The sequence below is a fragment of the Pigmentiphaga sp. YJ18 genome (assembly GCF_038066655.1).
Taxonomy (GTDB): domain Bacteria; phylum Pseudomonadota; class Gammaproteobacteria; order Burkholderiales; family Burkholderiaceae_B; genus Pigmentiphaga.
On record NZ_JBBUKU010000002.1, the window covers coordinates 993,232 to 1,007,633 of the forward strand.

The 14,402-nt window shown below is 69.0% G+C and carries 14 protein-coding genes; 2 read left to right on the plus strand and 12 right to left on the minus strand.

Features of this window, described 5'->3' with window-relative positions:
• Window positions 1-2: 2 nt before the first annotated feature.
• The 11 genes from WKR98_RS18460 to WKR98_RS18510 form a co-directional block, all read right to left on the minus strand.
• A complete protein-coding gene (locus WKR98_RS18460) occupies window positions 3-518 on the minus strand; it encodes a disulfide bond formation protein B (protein WP_124689267.1) in 516 nt (171 codons plus the stop codon).
• A 21-nt stretch (window positions 519-539) separates the two neighbouring features.
• Window positions 540-1,247 carry a MarC family protein gene (locus WKR98_RS18465; RefSeq protein WP_124689266.1) on the minus strand — a complete coding sequence of 236 codons (708 nt, stop codon included), beginning with the start codon at window positions 1,245-1,247 and terminating at the stop codon, window positions 540-542.
• A gap of 24 nt (window positions 1,248-1,271) precedes the next feature.
• On the minus strand, window positions 1,272-2,033 hold the full coding sequence (cobA, locus tag WKR98_RS18470; protein WP_341434315.1) for a uroporphyrinogen-III C-methyltransferase: 762 nt from the start codon (window positions 2,031-2,033) through the stop codon (window positions 1,272-1,274).
• A gap of 3 nt (window positions 2,034-2,036) precedes the next feature.
• A complete protein-coding gene (locus tag WKR98_RS18475; protein WP_341434316.1) occupies window positions 2,037-2,549 on the minus strand; it encodes a DUF934 domain-containing protein in 513 nt (170 codons plus the stop codon).
• The gene (locus WKR98_RS18480) at window positions 2,542-4,275 is read right to left on the minus strand and encodes a nitrite/sulfite reductase (protein WP_341434317.1); all 1,734 of its coding nucleotides are present in this window, start codon (window positions 4,273-4,275) and stop codon (window positions 2,542-2,544) included. The genes WKR98_RS18475 and WKR98_RS18480 overlap by 8 nt, the downstream gene beginning before the upstream one ends.
• Window positions 4,276-4,498: 223 nt before the next feature.
• Window positions 4,499-6,019: an amidophosphoribosyltransferase gene (purF, locus tag WKR98_RS18485; RefSeq protein ID WP_124689262.1), complete on the minus strand. Its 1,521-nt coding sequence runs from the start codon at window positions 6,017-6,019 to the stop codon at window positions 4,499-4,501.
• Window positions 6,020-6,048: 29 nt separating this feature from the next.
• Window positions 6,049-6,537 carry a CvpA family protein gene (locus tag WKR98_RS18490; protein ID WP_124689261.1) on the minus strand — a complete coding sequence of 163 codons (489 nt, stop codon included), beginning with the start codon at window positions 6,535-6,537 and terminating at the stop codon, window positions 6,049-6,051.
• On the minus strand, window positions 6,534-7,325 hold the full coding sequence (locus tag WKR98_RS18495) for an SPOR domain-containing protein (protein WP_341434318.1): 792 nt from the start codon (window positions 7,323-7,325) through the stop codon (window positions 6,534-6,536). Before WKR98_RS18495 ends, WKR98_RS18490 begins: the two co-directional genes overlap by 4 nt.
• 56 nt (window positions 7,326-7,381) lie before the next feature.
• Window positions 7,382-8,707 (minus strand): bifunctional tetrahydrofolate synthase/dihydrofolate synthase, encoded by a 1,326-nt coding sequence (gene folC, locus WKR98_RS18500; RefSeq protein ID WP_341434319.1) that lies wholly within the window; start codon window positions 8,705-8,707, stop codon window positions 7,382-7,384.
• 64 nt (window positions 8,708-8,771) lie between these two features.
• The gene (map, locus tag WKR98_RS18505) at window positions 8,772-9,539 is read right to left on the minus strand and encodes a type I methionyl aminopeptidase (RefSeq protein WP_124689258.1); all 768 of its coding nucleotides are present in this window, start codon (window positions 9,537-9,539) and stop codon (window positions 8,772-8,774) included.
• A gap of 26 nt (window positions 9,540-9,565) precedes the next feature.
• Complete coding sequence (locus WKR98_RS18510) at window positions 9,566-11,416, minus strand: DUF2207 domain-containing protein (protein ID WP_341434320.1); 1,851 nt, start codon at window positions 11,414-11,416, stop codon at window positions 9,566-9,568.
• A 331-nt stretch (window positions 11,417-11,747) separates the two neighbouring features.
• On the opposite strand from WKR98_RS18510, the gene WKR98_RS18515 reads away from it, so the two are divergent.
• Both WKR98_RS18515 and WKR98_RS18520 read left to right on the plus strand, forming a co-directional pair.
• Window positions 11,748-12,875, plus strand: a complete 1,128-nt coding sequence (locus tag WKR98_RS18515; protein WP_341434321.1) for an FAD-dependent monooxygenase — start codon at window positions 11,748-11,750, stop codon at window positions 12,873-12,875.
• 6 nt (window positions 12,876-12,881) lie between these two features.
• Complete coding sequence (locus WKR98_RS18520) at window positions 12,882-13,691, plus strand: IclR family transcriptional regulator (RefSeq protein WP_341434322.1); 810 nt, start codon at window positions 12,882-12,884, stop codon at window positions 13,689-13,691.
• 5 nt (window positions 13,692-13,696) lie between these two features.
• On the opposite strand, the gene WKR98_RS18525 is transcribed toward WKR98_RS18520, so the two are convergent.
• Complete coding sequence (locus WKR98_RS18525; protein WP_341434323.1) at window positions 13,697-14,392, minus strand: GntR family transcriptional regulator; 696 nt, start codon at window positions 14,390-14,392, stop codon at window positions 13,697-13,699.
• Window positions 14,393-14,402: the final 10 nt, after the last annotated feature.

Consider the following 14,402-nt stretch of genomic DNA (forward strand, 5'->3'; position numbering starts at 1 on the left):
CCCTATTGGACGCCGCCCGCGAACAGCGATCGCGGACGCCGGCGCAGCATCAGGGCGGCGATGCCTGCCACGGCCAGCACCGCGAACAGCAGCACGCTCCATATCTCGTATCGTACGCCCAGCAGGTCCACCACCGCGTCGGCGCAGGTCGCGTAGATGCCGAACACCGCGGGCAGCGACCCGTCCAGGCCGGAACCGGTCATGAAGCGGTCGGCGAAGGTCTGGTCGCAGCTCATCAACTGGGAAGCCACATTGTGCTGATAGACGGCCGTGGCCACGCCGGCCAGCGCCAGCACCGCCACGATGCCGGCGCAGGTCTTCTGCGCCGCCGCGATCCGCCGCAGGACCAGTCCCAGCACCGCGAATACCGCAATCGCGAGATAGATCAGGCGTTGCAGCACACACCAGGCGCAGGGCTGCATGTCGAAGACATGCTGCGACACCAGCGCGACCGCCACGGCGCCCAGGCTGGCGATGGCGGTGAAGGCGAGCAGGCGGTCAACGAGTACGGTTTTCATGGGTCAAGGCCGCAAGGGCTTTCAGGTGGATGGGGGCAACGGGACCTGGCGCAGCACGCCGAGCAGCAGTTCGGACGCGCCATCCCAGACGATCTGGACGCCAAGGCAGAGCAGAATGAATGCTGACAACCGCAGGAACACGACAGTTCCCGTGTCGCCCAGCAGACGCAGCAGTTGCTGCGCATAGCGGAAACACAGCAGCACCGACCCCGCCACCAGGGACAGGCCCAGTACCGCCCCGGCGATGCGGGTGCCGCTGACGATCAGCGAGGCGTGATCGTGCAGGCTGGCGCCCACGGTGATGGCCGCGGCGATGGAGCCCGGCCCGCAGGCAATGGGGAAAGTCAGGGGATAGAAAGCGCGCCGGTTGGCCATTTCAACCGTGAAGCCTTCAGCCAGGCGCGCCGAACGCTCGGCTCCGCCGTCGCTGGAATTGAGCAGGCGCCAGGCGCTGGCCACCACCAGCAGGCCCCCGCCCACGCGCACGATGGCCAGCGAGATGCCGAAGAAGTCGAGCACGATCGACCCGATCAGCATCGCCGCGAACAGCAGCAGGAACACGTTGCGGGCGATCCTGGCCGCGAGCACTTCCCGCACGCCAGGGGAAGCGCCCTCGGTCAGGGACAGGAATATCGGTGCCGTCGCCGTGGGATTCAGGATGGGGAGCAGCGTCGCCAGGGAAAACAGGAAACTCTTGCCCAGCGCGAGTCCGTAGTCTTCGATCAACATGACCGAAGTGTAAGAGAAATGAAGTCAGGCCGCAGCGGTCCGCCTCGTTTGCGCTTCCAGGCCGCCCGCTGCCTGCTCGAGCAGGTCGGCGTAGATCTCGCCCACCATGATGAGCGCCGGCCCCCCGCCCAGCTCCCGCGCGGCTTCCGGCAGGCTCCCCAGGGTGGTGGGCAGCACCCGCTGGGCCGCCAGGCTGGCGTTCTCGACCAGCACCGCCGGGCGTCCCGGCGGCATGCCCGTGGCCATCAGGCCCTGGGCGATCGCCTCCGCCTGCCGGCTGGCCATGTACAGCACCACGGTATCGGCCCCCCGGGCGGCATCCGCCCACGCATGGGGACGCTCGCCGCTGCCCACGGCGGGCGTCAGGAACACGACGCTGCGGCTCAGGCCGCGGCGCGTCAAGGACAGGCCCAGCGCCGAGCTGGCGCCGAAGGCCGCGCTGATGCCGGGCACCACCTCGACCTCGATGCCGGCCCGGGCCAGGGCCGCGATTTCCTCCTGCGCGCGCCCGAACAGCATGGGGTCCCCCCCTTTCAGGCGCACCACGCAGGCATGCCGGCGGGCGGCATCGACCAGTTGGCGGTTGATGAACTGCTGCACGGTGGACAACTGCCCGCAGCGCTTGCCCACCGCCACGAGGCGGGCCTGGGGCGCCAGCGCCAGCACCTCGCGGTCCACCAGCGCATCGTGGAAGACCACGTCGGCCCGGCCCAGCAGCCGGGCCGCGCGCACGGTCAGCAGGTCCGCCGCGCCGGGGCCCGCGCCCACCAGATAGACTTTGCCCATGGATCAGCCCTGCCGCGCGGCGGGAACCGGATAGGTTTGCTGGTAGGCCGCCGTGAAGGTGCCGAAGGCCCGCAGCGCCTGCTCGGGATCATGGCCGTGCTTGACCGCGAAGCTGTCGAAGCCCGACCGCGCCTGGTAGTGGATGGTGTCGATCATCACGTCGCCCACCGCCCGCAGCTCGCCCTGCCAGCCCAGCCGCGTGCGCAGCAGGTAGGCGATGGAATAGCCCCGGCCATCGGTGTAGATGGGGAAATCGACCGCGATCAGCGCCAGCCCTGCGGGGTCTATCCTGCCCTCCTCGGCCAGCTCAGCGGGATCGTCGGCCGGCCCCAGCAGGACGCCCACGGGCCGGCGGCGGCCGCGCAGCTCGGCGCGCGCCGACTGCCAGAGGGCCAGCGGCACGAGCCAGTCCTCGTCATCGGCCGGCAGCGGCCGGGCCTCGGTGGGCTCGAAACGCTTCCAGGTGTCGACTTCCAGGTCGCGATGGCGGATCAGCGTGGCGGCGTGCTCAGACATGGGCGGCCTCCACCAGCGCGGCCTTGGCCTGCTGGCGCTCGGCGTAGACCCGGGTCTTGAAGGGATCGATGCCCACGCGCTCGACCACGTCGATGAAGCGCTCGGCGTCGCTGTCGCGCAGGTCGATGTAGGTCTCGACCAGGGTGGCGACCACGTCGGCCACTTCTCCGCGCGCGAACGACGGGCCGATGACGCGGCCGATGGCCGCGCCCGCCCCGCGCATGGACTCGATGTCAGGCAAGGGCTTGGCGGCCCCGCTCTGGCGGCCGCCCAGCGTGACCTGGTACCACTCCTCGCCGGCCTTGTCCACGCCCAGGATGCCGATGTGGCCCACGTGGTGATGCCCGCAGGAGTTGATGCAGCCGGAGATGTTCAGGTCCAGCTCGCCGATCTCGTGCAGGTAGTCGAGGTCGTCGAAGCGGCGCTGGATGGCCTCGGCCACCGGGATCGACACCGCGTTGGCCAGCGCACAGAAGTCGCCGCCCGGGCAGGCGATGATGTTGGTCAGGAAACCGATGTTGGGCGTGGCCAGGCCCAGCTTGTCGAGTTCCTTCCACAGCGCGTAGAGTTGGCCCCGGGCCACGTCGGTGAACACCAGGTTCTGCTCGTGCGAGACGCGCATCTCGCCGAAGCTGTAGCGGTCGGCCAGGTCGGCCACGGCATCCATCTGGTCGGCGGTGATGTCGCCGGGCGGCACGCCGGTGCGCTTGAGCGACAGCGTCACGGCGGCATAGCCCTGGACCTTGTGGGGATGGGTATTGCGCCGCAGCCAGCGCGAGAAGGCCGGATCGTTGCCGGCATGCTGGGGCGAGGTGTCCGGGCCCGGATCCGCGGCATGGGGCGTCGTGGTGAAGCGGTCGGCGATGGCCTGGATGCGCTCGGCGGTGACCGTTTCGGGACCATCCTTCAGATGCTGCCATTCGCGCTCGACCTCTTCGGCGAACACGTGGGGCGTCAGGTCCTTGACCAGGATCTTGATACGCGCCTTGAACTTGTTGTCGCGACGGCCGTGCAGGTTGTAGACCCGCAGGATGGCCTGCAGGTAGGTCAGCAGATGCTGCCAGGGCACGTAGGCATTGATCAGCTGGCCCACCAGCGGCGTGCGGCCCAGCCCGCCGCCCGCCCAGACGCGAAAGCCGATCTCGCCGTCCTGCTCGACGGCCTGCAGGCCGATGTCGTGCACGCCCACCGCGGCCCGGTCCGTGACCGCGCCGCTGACGGCGATCTTGAACTTGCGGGGCAGGAACGCGAACTCGGGATGGAAGGTGGACCACTGCCGGATCAGTTCGCACCAGACCAGGGGATTGACGATCTCGTCGGGCGCGACGCCCGCGAACTGGTCGGTGGTCGTGTTGCGGATGTCGTTGCCGCTGGTCTGGATCGAGTGCATCTGCACCTTGGCCAGTTCGGCCAGGATGTCGGGAACGTCCTCCAGCTTGGGCCAGTTGAACTGCATGTTCTGGCGGGTGCTGAAATGCCCGTAGCCGCGGTCCCACTTGCGCGCGATGTAGGCCAGCGTGCGAAGCTGGCGCGAGGCCAGCATGCCGTAGGGCACGGCGATACGCAGCATGGGCGCGTGGCGCTGGATATACAGGCCGTTCTGCAGGCGCAGCGTGCGGAAATCGTCCTCGCTGAGCTGCCCGTTCAGGAAACGCCGCGTCTGGTCGCGGAACTGCGCCACGCGTTGATCGACCAGCAACTGGTCGACGGGTTGATACTGGTACATGCAGCAAGCCTCTAGATGTGGCCGAATGGCGATGGGCGGAGCGCGCCGGCGCTTCGGGCCGGAGCGGGCATGCGTATCCCGCGCGGGCGCGCACCCAGGCTTGCAGCTTACAAAGACCGGCTTATGAATAAAACGACCGGTTCGTAATGTGCATATACCGAAAAATATCTAAAAAAAAGCGGAGGCAAAAACCTCCGCTCATATCGGCACCGCCAGTCAGCCGCTACACCTCATTCGCGGCGGAGCCCATGTTCACGCGCAGGCCGCCGGCGCTGCTGTCCTCGCTGCGGCTCTTGCGCATGCGCTCGAGATGATCCAGGTACTCCGGCGTCACGTCGCCCGTCACGTAGTGGCCGTCGAAGCACGAGGATTCGAACTGGGTCAGCGCGGGGTTCATGTCGGTGATCGACTGGCGCATGGCGGCCAGGTCCTGGTAGATCAGCGCGTCGGCGCCGATCACCCGGGCGATTTCCTCGTCGGAGCGGCCATGGGCGATCAGTTCGCTGCGCGTGGGCATGTCGATGCCGTACACGTTCGGGAAGCGCACGGGAGGCGCCGCCGAGGCGAAGAAGACCTTGTTGGCACCCGCGGCGCGGGCCATCTCGACGATTTCGCCGCTGGTGGTGCCGCGCACGATGGAGTCGTCCACGATCAGCACGTTCTTGCCCTTGAACTCTTCGCTCATGGCGTTGAGCTTCTGGCGCACGGACTTCTTGCGCACCGCCTGGCCGGGCATGATGAAGGTGCGGCCGACGTAGCGGTTCTTGATGAAGCCCTCGCGATAGTCGAGGTTCAGCCGCGCGGCCAGCTGCATCGCCGCCGGGCGGGCCGAATCGGGTATGGGCATGACCACGTCGACCTCGCCCAGGCGCAGGTTGCGCGCGACCTTGTCCGCCAGGTACTCGCCCATGCGCAGGCGCGCGCTGTACACCGAGACGCCGTCCATCAGCGAATCGGGACGCGCGAAATAGACGTATTCGAAGATGCAGGGGTTCAGCTGCGGATTGTCGGCGCACTGGCGCGCGGCGCAGCGGCCGTCGAGGTCGATGAACACGGCTTCGCCGGGCGCGACGTCGCGCTCGAACTTGAAGCCCATGCCTTCGAGCGTGACCGACTCGGACGCCACCATCCATTCGACGCCGCTCTCGGTCTCGACCTTGCCCAGGCACAGCGGCCGGATGCCGTAGGGGTCGCGGAAGGCCAGCATGCCGTAGCCGGCGATCTCGGCCACCACCGCGTAGGCGCCGCGCACGCGCTTGTGCACCGCCGACACCGCCCTGAAGATGGCGTCTTCGTCCAGCGACACGCCGTTCGAGGCGCGCTGCAGTTCGTGCGCCAGCACATTGAGCAACACTTCCGAGTCGGAATTGGTGTTCATGTGGCGACGGTCGACGCGGAACAGTTCCTCGCGCAGCGACTCGGTGTTGGTCAGGTTGCCGTTGTGGGCGAAGGTGATGCCGAACGGCGCGTTGACGTAGAACGGCTGGGCTTCTTCCGCGCTGGAGCTGGAACCGGCGGTGGGGTAGCGGACCTGGCCGATGCCCGAGTTTCCGGGCAGCGAACGCATGTTGCGCGTACGGAAGACGTCGCGGACCAGGCCATGCGCCTTGTACATATTGAAGGTGTTGCCCTGCGACGTGGCGATGCCCGCCGCATCCTGACCGCGATGCTGCAGCAGCAGCAGACTGTCGTAGAGCAACTGATTAACCGGCGCCTGCGAGACGACACCGACGATTCCACACATGAGAGCCTCTTTTCAGCAGCACAAACTTCTTAATAGCGGATCCAGTCCGCGAACTGTTCGGGCACATACGGCTTGACCGCGCGCACGCCCTCTTCCGCGTAGGGAGACAGGACGGCTTCGGTCCACCACGGCTCCTTGGGCAGCGGCGTGAATCCCGCCGCCACCACCAGGACCATCACGATGACCACGCCACGCACCAGGCCGAACACGGCGCCCAGGCCGCGATCGGCCAGCGACAGGCCGGTGGCCTTGAGCAACAGCCCCAGCGCCACGTTGACCAGCCCTACCGCCAGCAGCACGGCGATGAACACGCCCGCGTAGGCCACGATCGCGCGCAGGCCTGAATTCTCGATAAAGGCCGCCAGCCACTCGTAGGCCAGCGGTCCATAGCGGACCGCCACCACGAACGCGGCCACATAGGCGATCAGCGACAGGACTTCCTTCACCAGGCCACGAAACAGACCGATCACCACCGACGCGCCCAGGATCAGCAGGACGCCGTAGTCGAAACTGGTCACAGCGGCACGATGGAACTGCTGAAACCGGCCGAACTGACGCGCGCCCGGGCGGCATCGGCCGCCTCGCGCGAGGCGAAGGGACCAACCCGCACGCGGAACACGTCGCCCTTGCCGGTCTTCACACGCTCGGTGAAACTCTTGACGCCCGCGGCGCTGAGCCGGTCGCGCATGTCGTTGGCGCGCTCTTCGGTGGAAAACGCCGCGATCTGCACCGCGAAGCTGCCCTTGCTGTCGGGCTTGGGCGCGGCCGGCGCGGGTGCGTTGCCTTCCAGCAAGGCACGGGCCCGGGCGGCTTCGGCGCGCGCGGCATCCGCGCGGGACGTGTCGCTGGGCGCCGGCTTGGGAGGCGTGGGCTTGGGAGCCTCGGCCTGCGGCTTCGCGGGCTCGGGCTTGGGCGCCTCGGGTTTCGGGGGTTCGGGCCTGGGGGCCGGCGCGGGCGCAGGAGCCGGCGGTTCGGGCTTGGCCGGCGGCGCGGCCGGCGTTTCCGCGGGCGGCGCGGCGGGCGCTTCGGCCGCCGGGGCCTTGGCCACCGGTTCGGGGATGGCCATGTTGCGGTCGGGAATCTGGATGGGGATGTCGTCCGGGAGCATGGGCGGCTCGGAATCGAGCACCATGGGCAGCACGACGACCGCTGCCAGGACCAGGGCGATGGCGCCTACCAGGCGGCGCCTGGCGCGGCGGCGCGCTTCCTGGGCGGGATCCTGCGATTCGGCCCCGGCTGCATAGCCGGCGCGACTGGATTTGGCCGTGGTCGTGGCCGCCTTCTTCTTGCGCTCGAGCAATCCCATTGATACGTCCGGCTAAACAGGCGGCAGGGTCTTGCGCCCCCTGCGGGGGCTCCGGCTCAGTCCGCGCGGGCGGGCCTGGCCGCACGCATCGACGCCAACACGCCTGCCACGGTAAGGAAAGATCCGAAGACCAGGATTCTATCACCCTCGCCCATGCTTTCCCGCGCCGCCGCATAGGCCGCGGCGGGGTCGGCGCAGGCCCGCACCGAGGAATCCTTGTCTTCCTTGACGCCTCGCGCGCGCAGGCGCGCGGCCAGTTCCTCGCCGCTCAGCCCGCGGGGCCCGGGCAGGCCGGCGCAGTACCAGTGGTCGATGCGGTCGCCCAGCTTGGCGATGACGCCGTCGATGTCCTTGTCGCTCAGCATCCCGAACACCGCGTAGGTGTAGGGATAGAAGCCCATGTTGTCGAGGTTGTCGGCCAGCACCGCCGCGGCGTGGGGGTTGTGCGCCACGTCCAGGATCACCGCGGGCTGCCCGGGCAGGATCTGGAAGCGGCCCGGCAGTTGCACCTGCAACAGCCCCAGGCGAACCGCCTGCTGCGGCACCGGCAGCCGGTCGCGCAGGGCCTCGAGCGCGGCCAGCGCCGCCGAGGCGTTCAGCAACTGGTTGGCGCCGCGCAGCGCCGGATAGGCCAACGCGTTGCGGCGCTGGCTGCGGCCGCCATAGTTCCACTGCTGCTTGTCGCCGGCGTAGTTGTAGTCGCGCCCGAAGCGCCAGAGATCGGCGCCTATGCTTTCAGCGTAGTCCACCAGCGATTGCGGCGGCATGGGGTCGGCGCAGATGGCGGGCTTGCCGGGGCGGTAGATGTGGGCCTTCTCCCAGCCTATCTTCTCGCGGTCGTCGCCCAGCCATTCGACGTGGTCCAGGTCCACGCTGGTCACGATGGCGCAGTCGGCGTCGACGATGTTGACCGCGTCCAGGCGGCCGCCCAGCCCCACTTCCAGGATGACCACATCCAGCCCCGATCGCGCGAACAGCCGCAGGATGGCCAGCGTGGTCAGCTCGAAATAGGTCAGCGAGGTATCGCCGCGGGCCGCGTCCACGGCGGCGAACTGTTCGGTCAGCGCGGCATCGCTGGCGGATTCGCCGTTCACGCGCGCCCGCTCGTTGAAGTCCAGCAGGTGCGGCGAGGTGTAGAGCCCGACCTTGTACCCGGCGCTCAGCAGCATGGCCTCGAGCATGGCGCAGGTCGAACCCTTGCCGTTGGTGCCCCCCACCACGATGGTGGCCGCGTCCAGGTCCAGTTCCAGGCGCCCGGCCACCTCGCGCACGCGGTCCAGGCCCATGTCTATCGGCCGGCTGTGGATGGATTCGAGATAGGCCAGCCACTGAGCCAGGGGGCTGTGGGCGTCGGGGCGGGAGACGGAAGCGGAAGACGGCATGGATGCGAACGGCAGGACAGGAAAATGACGGGAAAACTTGAGGCGACGACTTGGGGCGAGGACGTCAGCGGCGGTTCGGCCAGGCAGTCAGGATATCGTAGCCGTCGTCGGTCACGGCGATCATGTGCTCCCACTGCGCGGACCACGAACCATCCACCGTCACCACCGTCCAGTCGTCGTCCAGCACCTCCACCTCCTGGCGCCCGGCGTTGAGCATGGGCTCGATGGTGAACACCATGCCCTTCTTCAGGCGCAGGCCGCTGTTGGGCCGGCCGTAGTGCAGCACCTGCGGCGCCTCGTGGTACTTGCGGCCGATGCCGTGGCCGCAGAAATCGCGCACCACCGAGAACCCGGCGTCTTCGGCGTAGGTCTGGATGGCCGCGCCCACGTCGCCCAGGGTCGCGCCCGGCCGCACCGCGGCGATGCCGCGCAACATGCTTTCCAGCGTGGCGTCGACCAGGCGCTCGGCCTCCTGCGACGGCTTGCCGGCATAGAACATCCGGCTCGTGTCGCCATGCCAGCCGTCGTGGATCACGGTGACGTCGATGTTGATGATGTCGCCGTCGCGCAGCACGTCCTCGGGCTTGGGAATGCCGTGGCAGACCACGCCGTTGATGGACGTGCACAGCGTCTTGGGAAAGCCGTGGTAGCCGACGTTGGCCGGAATGGCCTTCTGGACCTGGGTGATGTATTCGTAGCAGCGGCGGTCCAGTTCCTCGGTCGAGACGCCGGGCTGGACATACTCGCCTATCATCTCCAGAACCTCGGCCGCCATGCCGCCAGCCACGCGCATCGCTTCGATTTCCTGCGGGGACTTGAGGGTGATTGCCATGCGATGAACTCCGTGTTTGCCCGATTTTAGCGCCGGCCTTCGCCGGCCTCTTCCACGTCCCCGCCGCGCGGGGTCCGCGGCGCGCGTACCGGCGAGGCCTTCGCCGCCCAGCGGTCCAGCGTGCGCATCACCGCGCGCGGCCGGACCAGCGGGTCGTGGACGCCGCCATGGCGGGCCTGCATGTCCACCCGTGCCGCCGAGGCGGCGCCGCGCGCCTGCGCGGCGTGCGCGGCCGCCCAGCGGCGATCCACGCCCAGGGCCAGCGCGTATGGCAGATAGCGTTCGTAGCGGGTCAGCGCGGTGTCGGCATCGTCCGGCGTGGCCGCGGGCGGACGGGCGAGAAACCTGCGGAAACCGTCTATCCGCGCCCGCAGCGCCCGCCCCTGCGCGGTATAGCCGCGCAGGCCGAGAAAGCCCGCGCATACCAGCACCAGCGAGGCCAGCGGCGCCAGCCCGATCAGCAGCAGCCTGGCCGACTCCACGTGCGTGGCCAGCACCACCAGCCCGCCCATCAGGCACAGCAGCCCCAGCACGCTCAGCACGGTGCGGCTGGCCAGGCTGGTCGCCCCCGCCCGCCACTGCGCATAGACCGCGAACCAGGCCGGCACCGCGGGCAGCGGCAGCAGCATGCCCCACGCGGCCCACGACAGCGGATTGCCCTCGCGCACGATGGCGAGTCCGACCAGGGCCACCGTCATGGCGATCCAGAGATAGGCCCCCTTGCGAGCCCGGTCGCCATAGGCCACGAACAGCGAACGCGCGTAGGCCTCGTCCAGCCATTCGCGCTGGCCGCCCTGCGCTTCGTCGTAGCAGCGCCGGTACAGCCCGTCCAGGCGCAGCAGCGTGCGGCCGCCCGCGAAAAAACGGCCCAGCATGGCGTTCAGCAGCGGATCGTGGCGGGCGTCGCTGCCGGTCTGGTTGGGCAGGCGTTCGAGATAGCGTCCGTCGGCCCGCTCCAGCACCTGCACCGAACGGCGGGCCAGCAATTCCATCATGCCGGACAGGAACGCCCAGCGGTCATAACCCTTGCGGTACACATAGCGCAGGGCGGGCGCCGACAGGCCCTCCGGCGGATCGGCCTGCGGCGTCCTGTCGTGCCGGCCCAGCCGCCAGGCCCGCGCGGCGGCGGCCAGGTAATACAGCAGCAGGAGCGCGACCCCCACGCTGGCAACCCAGAACTCGGCATGGTCCTGCATGCCGTACCACCACGCCTTGAGCGGCCCGGGCCGCCGCACTTCGCCCGCCGGCCATCCCAACTCGACCGTCATGTTCTCGCCCGGCGCCAGCACGCGGGTGGACACGAACACCACGCGCCCGGCCTCCTTTTCCTGGACCCGTCCCGGCGCGCCAGCGCCCTCGCCCGCCACCGCGGCCTGCCGGACCGGCTCGTCCGACGGCAGCACGACACGCACGCGCACCCGGTCGATGGGCAGCGACCAATCCCGGCCCGTCACGTCCCAGGCGAGCCGGTCCTCGCCGCCAGCCGCCTGCAACTGCCGCGTGACGCGATAGATCAATGTGTATTGGTATTCGCCGGGACGGAACACCACGTCCGGCCGGCCGGTGGAAATCCGCATGCCATCGCGCAGGCGCGACAAGGCGAAGGGCTCGGCCCGCCCGTCGCGCCGCACCGAGACGACGTCCAGCCCGGCCGCTGAGCGGCTGCCGTCGGCACGCCGGTACAGCCGCGCGAAATCGCGCTGCAGGCCGTGCTTGATCTCTTTGCCTTCGGAGCGCACGCGCAGGTTTTCGGTCACCAGGAGGTCGCCGCTGCGCTCGACCTTGATGTCGCTGAAGAATTCGAGGATGCGCTCGTCCGCGCGCGCCGGTCCGGCCAGGAGCAACAGCCAGCACAGGGCCAGCAGGCAGAATCTCATGTCCGGCCTCGTCACCGGGTGGATCGAGGAAGCGGCCCGGCCGCGGCCATTACGGAAGAAGTGACGACGTGGGCAGCCCTGGCCCGGGAATGCGATCCGCTCTCAGACATGACACCAGCCTTGTTTTGGCAGGACTGTACCATCGACCGCGCACACGGGCGCCGCCGCCCGTCTCAAGTTGTTTCCTCGTCACAGCGCCGCCCGCGGAACGCCCCTTCCCCGATCGCATCCCGGTGTTTTTTCCCATTGACATCCCGTCGTCGTCTTCATAAAATTTTTTGAACTAATCGTTCATTTTTGTACAAACCCGGCACGACACAGGAGAAGTTCCATGGCATCGCCCCTTATCGGTATCAGCGGCGCAGGCATAGGCGGGCTGGCAGCGGCGATCGCCCTGCGCAAGCTCGGCCTGGACTCGGTGGTTTTCGAACAGGCCCCCAGATTCGCGCGCGTCGGCGCCGACATCAACCTCACCCCCAACGCCGTGCTGGCCCTGGACGGGCTGGGCGTGGGCGACGAGCTGCGCAAGACCGCGGCTCGCCCCACGCACCGCATCAGCCGCACCTGGGATACCGGCGAAGAAACGTCCCGCCTGGAAATGTCGCAGGCCGCCGAGACGCGCTACGGCGCGCCCCAGCTGACCATGCACCGGGCCGACCTGCTGGCCGCGCTGGAGCAGGCCGTGCCCGCCGCGACCATTCACCTGGGCAAGCGCACCGTGGGCATAGACGAAGGCGCGGACGGCATTACCGTGCGCTTCGAGGACGGCACGTCCCAGCGCGTGGACGTGCTGGTCGGCGCGGACGGCATTCACTCCACGGTCCGCAAGCACCTGCTGGGCGACGAATATCCGGACTTCACCGGCGTGGTGGCCTACCGCGCCGTGGTGCCGGCCTCGCGCCTGGAAGGCGTGCCCAACCTGGGCGCCTTCACCAAGTGGTGGGGGCCCAACCCCGAAACGCAAATCGTCACCTTCCCGCTCAACCTGGGCCGCGACATCTTCATCTTCGCCACCACGCCCCAGGACAGCTGGCGCCATGAATCGTGGACCATGCCGGGCAGCGTCGAGGAACTGCGCGCGTCGTATTCCGACTTCCACCCCGAGGCGCGCGCGCTGCTCGCGGCCTGCGACGAAGTGCTGAAGTCCGCGCTGTACGTACGCGATCCGCTGCCCTCCTGGTCGCGCGGCAACGTCACCCTGCTAGGCGACGCCTGCCACCCGATGATGCCCTTCATGGCGCAGGGCGCCGGCATGGCGATCGAGGATGCCGTGGTGCTGGCCCGCTATCTGGCGGACACGCCCGAGGCGCCCGCCCAGGCCCTCAAGCGCTACGAGGCCGCCCGCCACGACCGCACCGCCCGCGTCCAGATCGGCTCGCGCGGCAACAACTGGCTCAAGGAAGGCGGCAATGCCGACTGGGTGTACGAATACAATGCCTGGACCGTGCCCCTGGCCTGATCTCCCATGTCATTTCCCGCAGACCCCCTGGACAGCGACGAATCCGCCGGCAAGCCCGGCGCCCTGGTCTCGCCGGTGGCCAGGGCGTTCCGGCTGCTGCGCTACGTGGTCGACGGCGGCAGCACGTCCAACCTGAGCGAGGTCGGCCGCAACATCGACGTCAACCGCGTCACGGTCATGCGGCTGATCGCCACGCTGGAACACGAAGGGGTGATCGAAGCCCTGCCGCAGGGCGGACACCGCATCGGCCTGCCCTTCCTGAAGCTGGCCACCGCCGCCACCGCGGCCAACGACATGCTGGACCTGGGCCGCCGGGTGCTGGCCGACGTGCGGCGCCAGTTGAACGTCTCGGCCTACCTGGCCGCGCTGGACGGCGGCCACGTCGTCTACCTGCTGCGCGACATGCCCGAGGCCGGCCTGATTAGCAGCGTGCGCGTCGGCAGCCGCGTCGCCGCCCACCTGACCACGCCGGGCCGCATGCTGCTGGCCTGGCAGCCGCCGGCCACCCTGGATGCGCTGCTGCGGGCGGATCCCGCCGCGTCGGCCCAGGCCGGCAAGCTGCGCGCGCAACTGGCGGCGGACCGCGAACGCGGCTGCGCCTGGAGCTTCTCGGGTTTCGAACAAGGCATCAACTCATGCGCAGCGCCCGTATTCGGGGCGCTGGGCGAAGCCGCCGCGGCCATCAGCGTGGCGGGTCCGGAAACCGCATTCGGCGCCGATGCCGATTCGCGCGCGCGCACGGAACAGGTCATTGGCCAGGCCGCGCGCGATTTGTCCTCGCTGCTCGGCAGCCGAGGCTATCCGCCCGCGGGCTGAAGCGGTCAGCGGCCGGTCTCGCCGCCCGGCAGCACGCTCAACAGATTCGTTCCCGTGCGCGACAGGTGCTGCCGCAGGATGTCGCACGCCCGTTCGGCGTTGCGGCCCAGCGCGGCCTGGTAGATGGCCTCGTGTTCGGCCGGCACGTTGCGATCGGGCGAGTTGCTGGCCAGGAACAGGCGGCGATAGCGGTCGCTCAGGTCGTGCAGCGTATTGCAGAAGCGCAGCAGCAGCGGCATGCCACAGGCCGAGAACAGGGTGATGTGGAAAGTGCGGTGCGCCTTCTCCCAGGCCGGCAGCTTGTCGCCGCTGCGGTCCGCCGCTTCCAGCCGGCTCAGCCGGTGGTAGGCCGCCACCAGGGCGTCCTCCCAGTGTTCGTCCCCGCGCCGGATGGACTCGCCCAGGGCCATGACTTCCAGGTTCATCCGCAAGGCGGTGACTTCCCGGAAATCGTCCGCCGACACCGGCGCCACCCGATAGCCCTTCTTGTCGTTCGTCACGATCAGCCCGTCGGACACCAGCCGCGTCAGGGCCTCGCGCAGGGGACTCAGGCTGACGTCGTACTGCTCCCGCAATTCGTCCAGCCTGAGCTTGCTGCCGGGCAGCAGTGTGCCGCCAAGAATCGAACCCCGCAGGGCCTCGACCAGGGTGGTGGACAGCGTGGGTCCGCTTGGGGAAGGCGTATCGGTCAATGTGGTCATGCTGGAACCC

Bases quoted from the DNA above. Each gene is read 5' to 3' on its own strand.
- WKR98_RS18460 (WP_124689267.1), bottom strand. From the start codon at position 518: ATGAAAACCGTACTCGTTGACCGCCTGCTCGCCTTCACCGCCATCGCC.
- WKR98_RS18465 (WP_124689266.1), bottom strand. From the start codon at position 1,247: ATGTTGATCGAAGACTACGGACTCGCGCTGGGCAAGAGTTTCCTGTTT.
- cobA (WP_341434315.1), bottom strand. From the start codon at position 2,033: ATGGGCAAAGTCTATCTGGTGGGCGCGGGCCCCGGCGCGGCGGACCTG.
- WKR98_RS18475 (WP_341434316.1), bottom strand. From the start codon at position 2,549: ATGTCTGAGCACGCCGCCACGCTGATCCGCCATCGCGACCTGGAAGTC.
- WKR98_RS18480 (WP_341434317.1), bottom strand. From the start codon at position 4,275: ATGTACCAGTATCAACCCGTCGACCAGTTGCTGGTCGATCAACGCGTG.
- purF (WP_124689262.1), bottom strand. From the start codon at position 6,019: ATGTGTGGAATCGTCGGTGTCGTCTCGCAGGCGCCGGTTAATCAGTTG.
- WKR98_RS18495 (WP_341434318.1), bottom strand. From the start codon at position 7,325: ATGGGATTGCTCGAGCGCAAGAAGAAGGCGGCCACGACCACGGCCAAA.
- folC (WP_341434319.1), bottom strand. From the start codon at position 8,707: ATGCCGTCTTCCGCTTCCGTCTCCCGCCCCGACGCCCACAGCCCCCTG.
- map (WP_124689258.1), bottom strand. From the start codon at position 9,539: ATGGCAATCACCCTCAAGTCCCCGCAGGAAATCGAAGCGATGCGCGTG.
- WKR98_RS18510 (WP_341434320.1), bottom strand. From the start codon at position 11,416: ATGAGATTCTGCCTGCTGGCCCTGTGCTGGCTGTTGCTCCTGGCCGGA.
- WKR98_RS18515 (WP_341434321.1), top strand. From the start codon at position 11,748: ATGGCATCGCCCCTTATCGGTATCAGCGGCGCAGGCATAGGCGGGCTG.
- WKR98_RS18520 (WP_341434322.1), top strand. From the start codon at position 12,882: ATGTCATTTCCCGCAGACCCCCTGGACAGCGACGAATCCGCCGGCAAG.
- WKR98_RS18525 (WP_341434323.1), bottom strand. From the start codon at position 14,392: ATGACCACATTGACCGATACGCCTTCCCCAAGCGGACCCACGCTGTCC.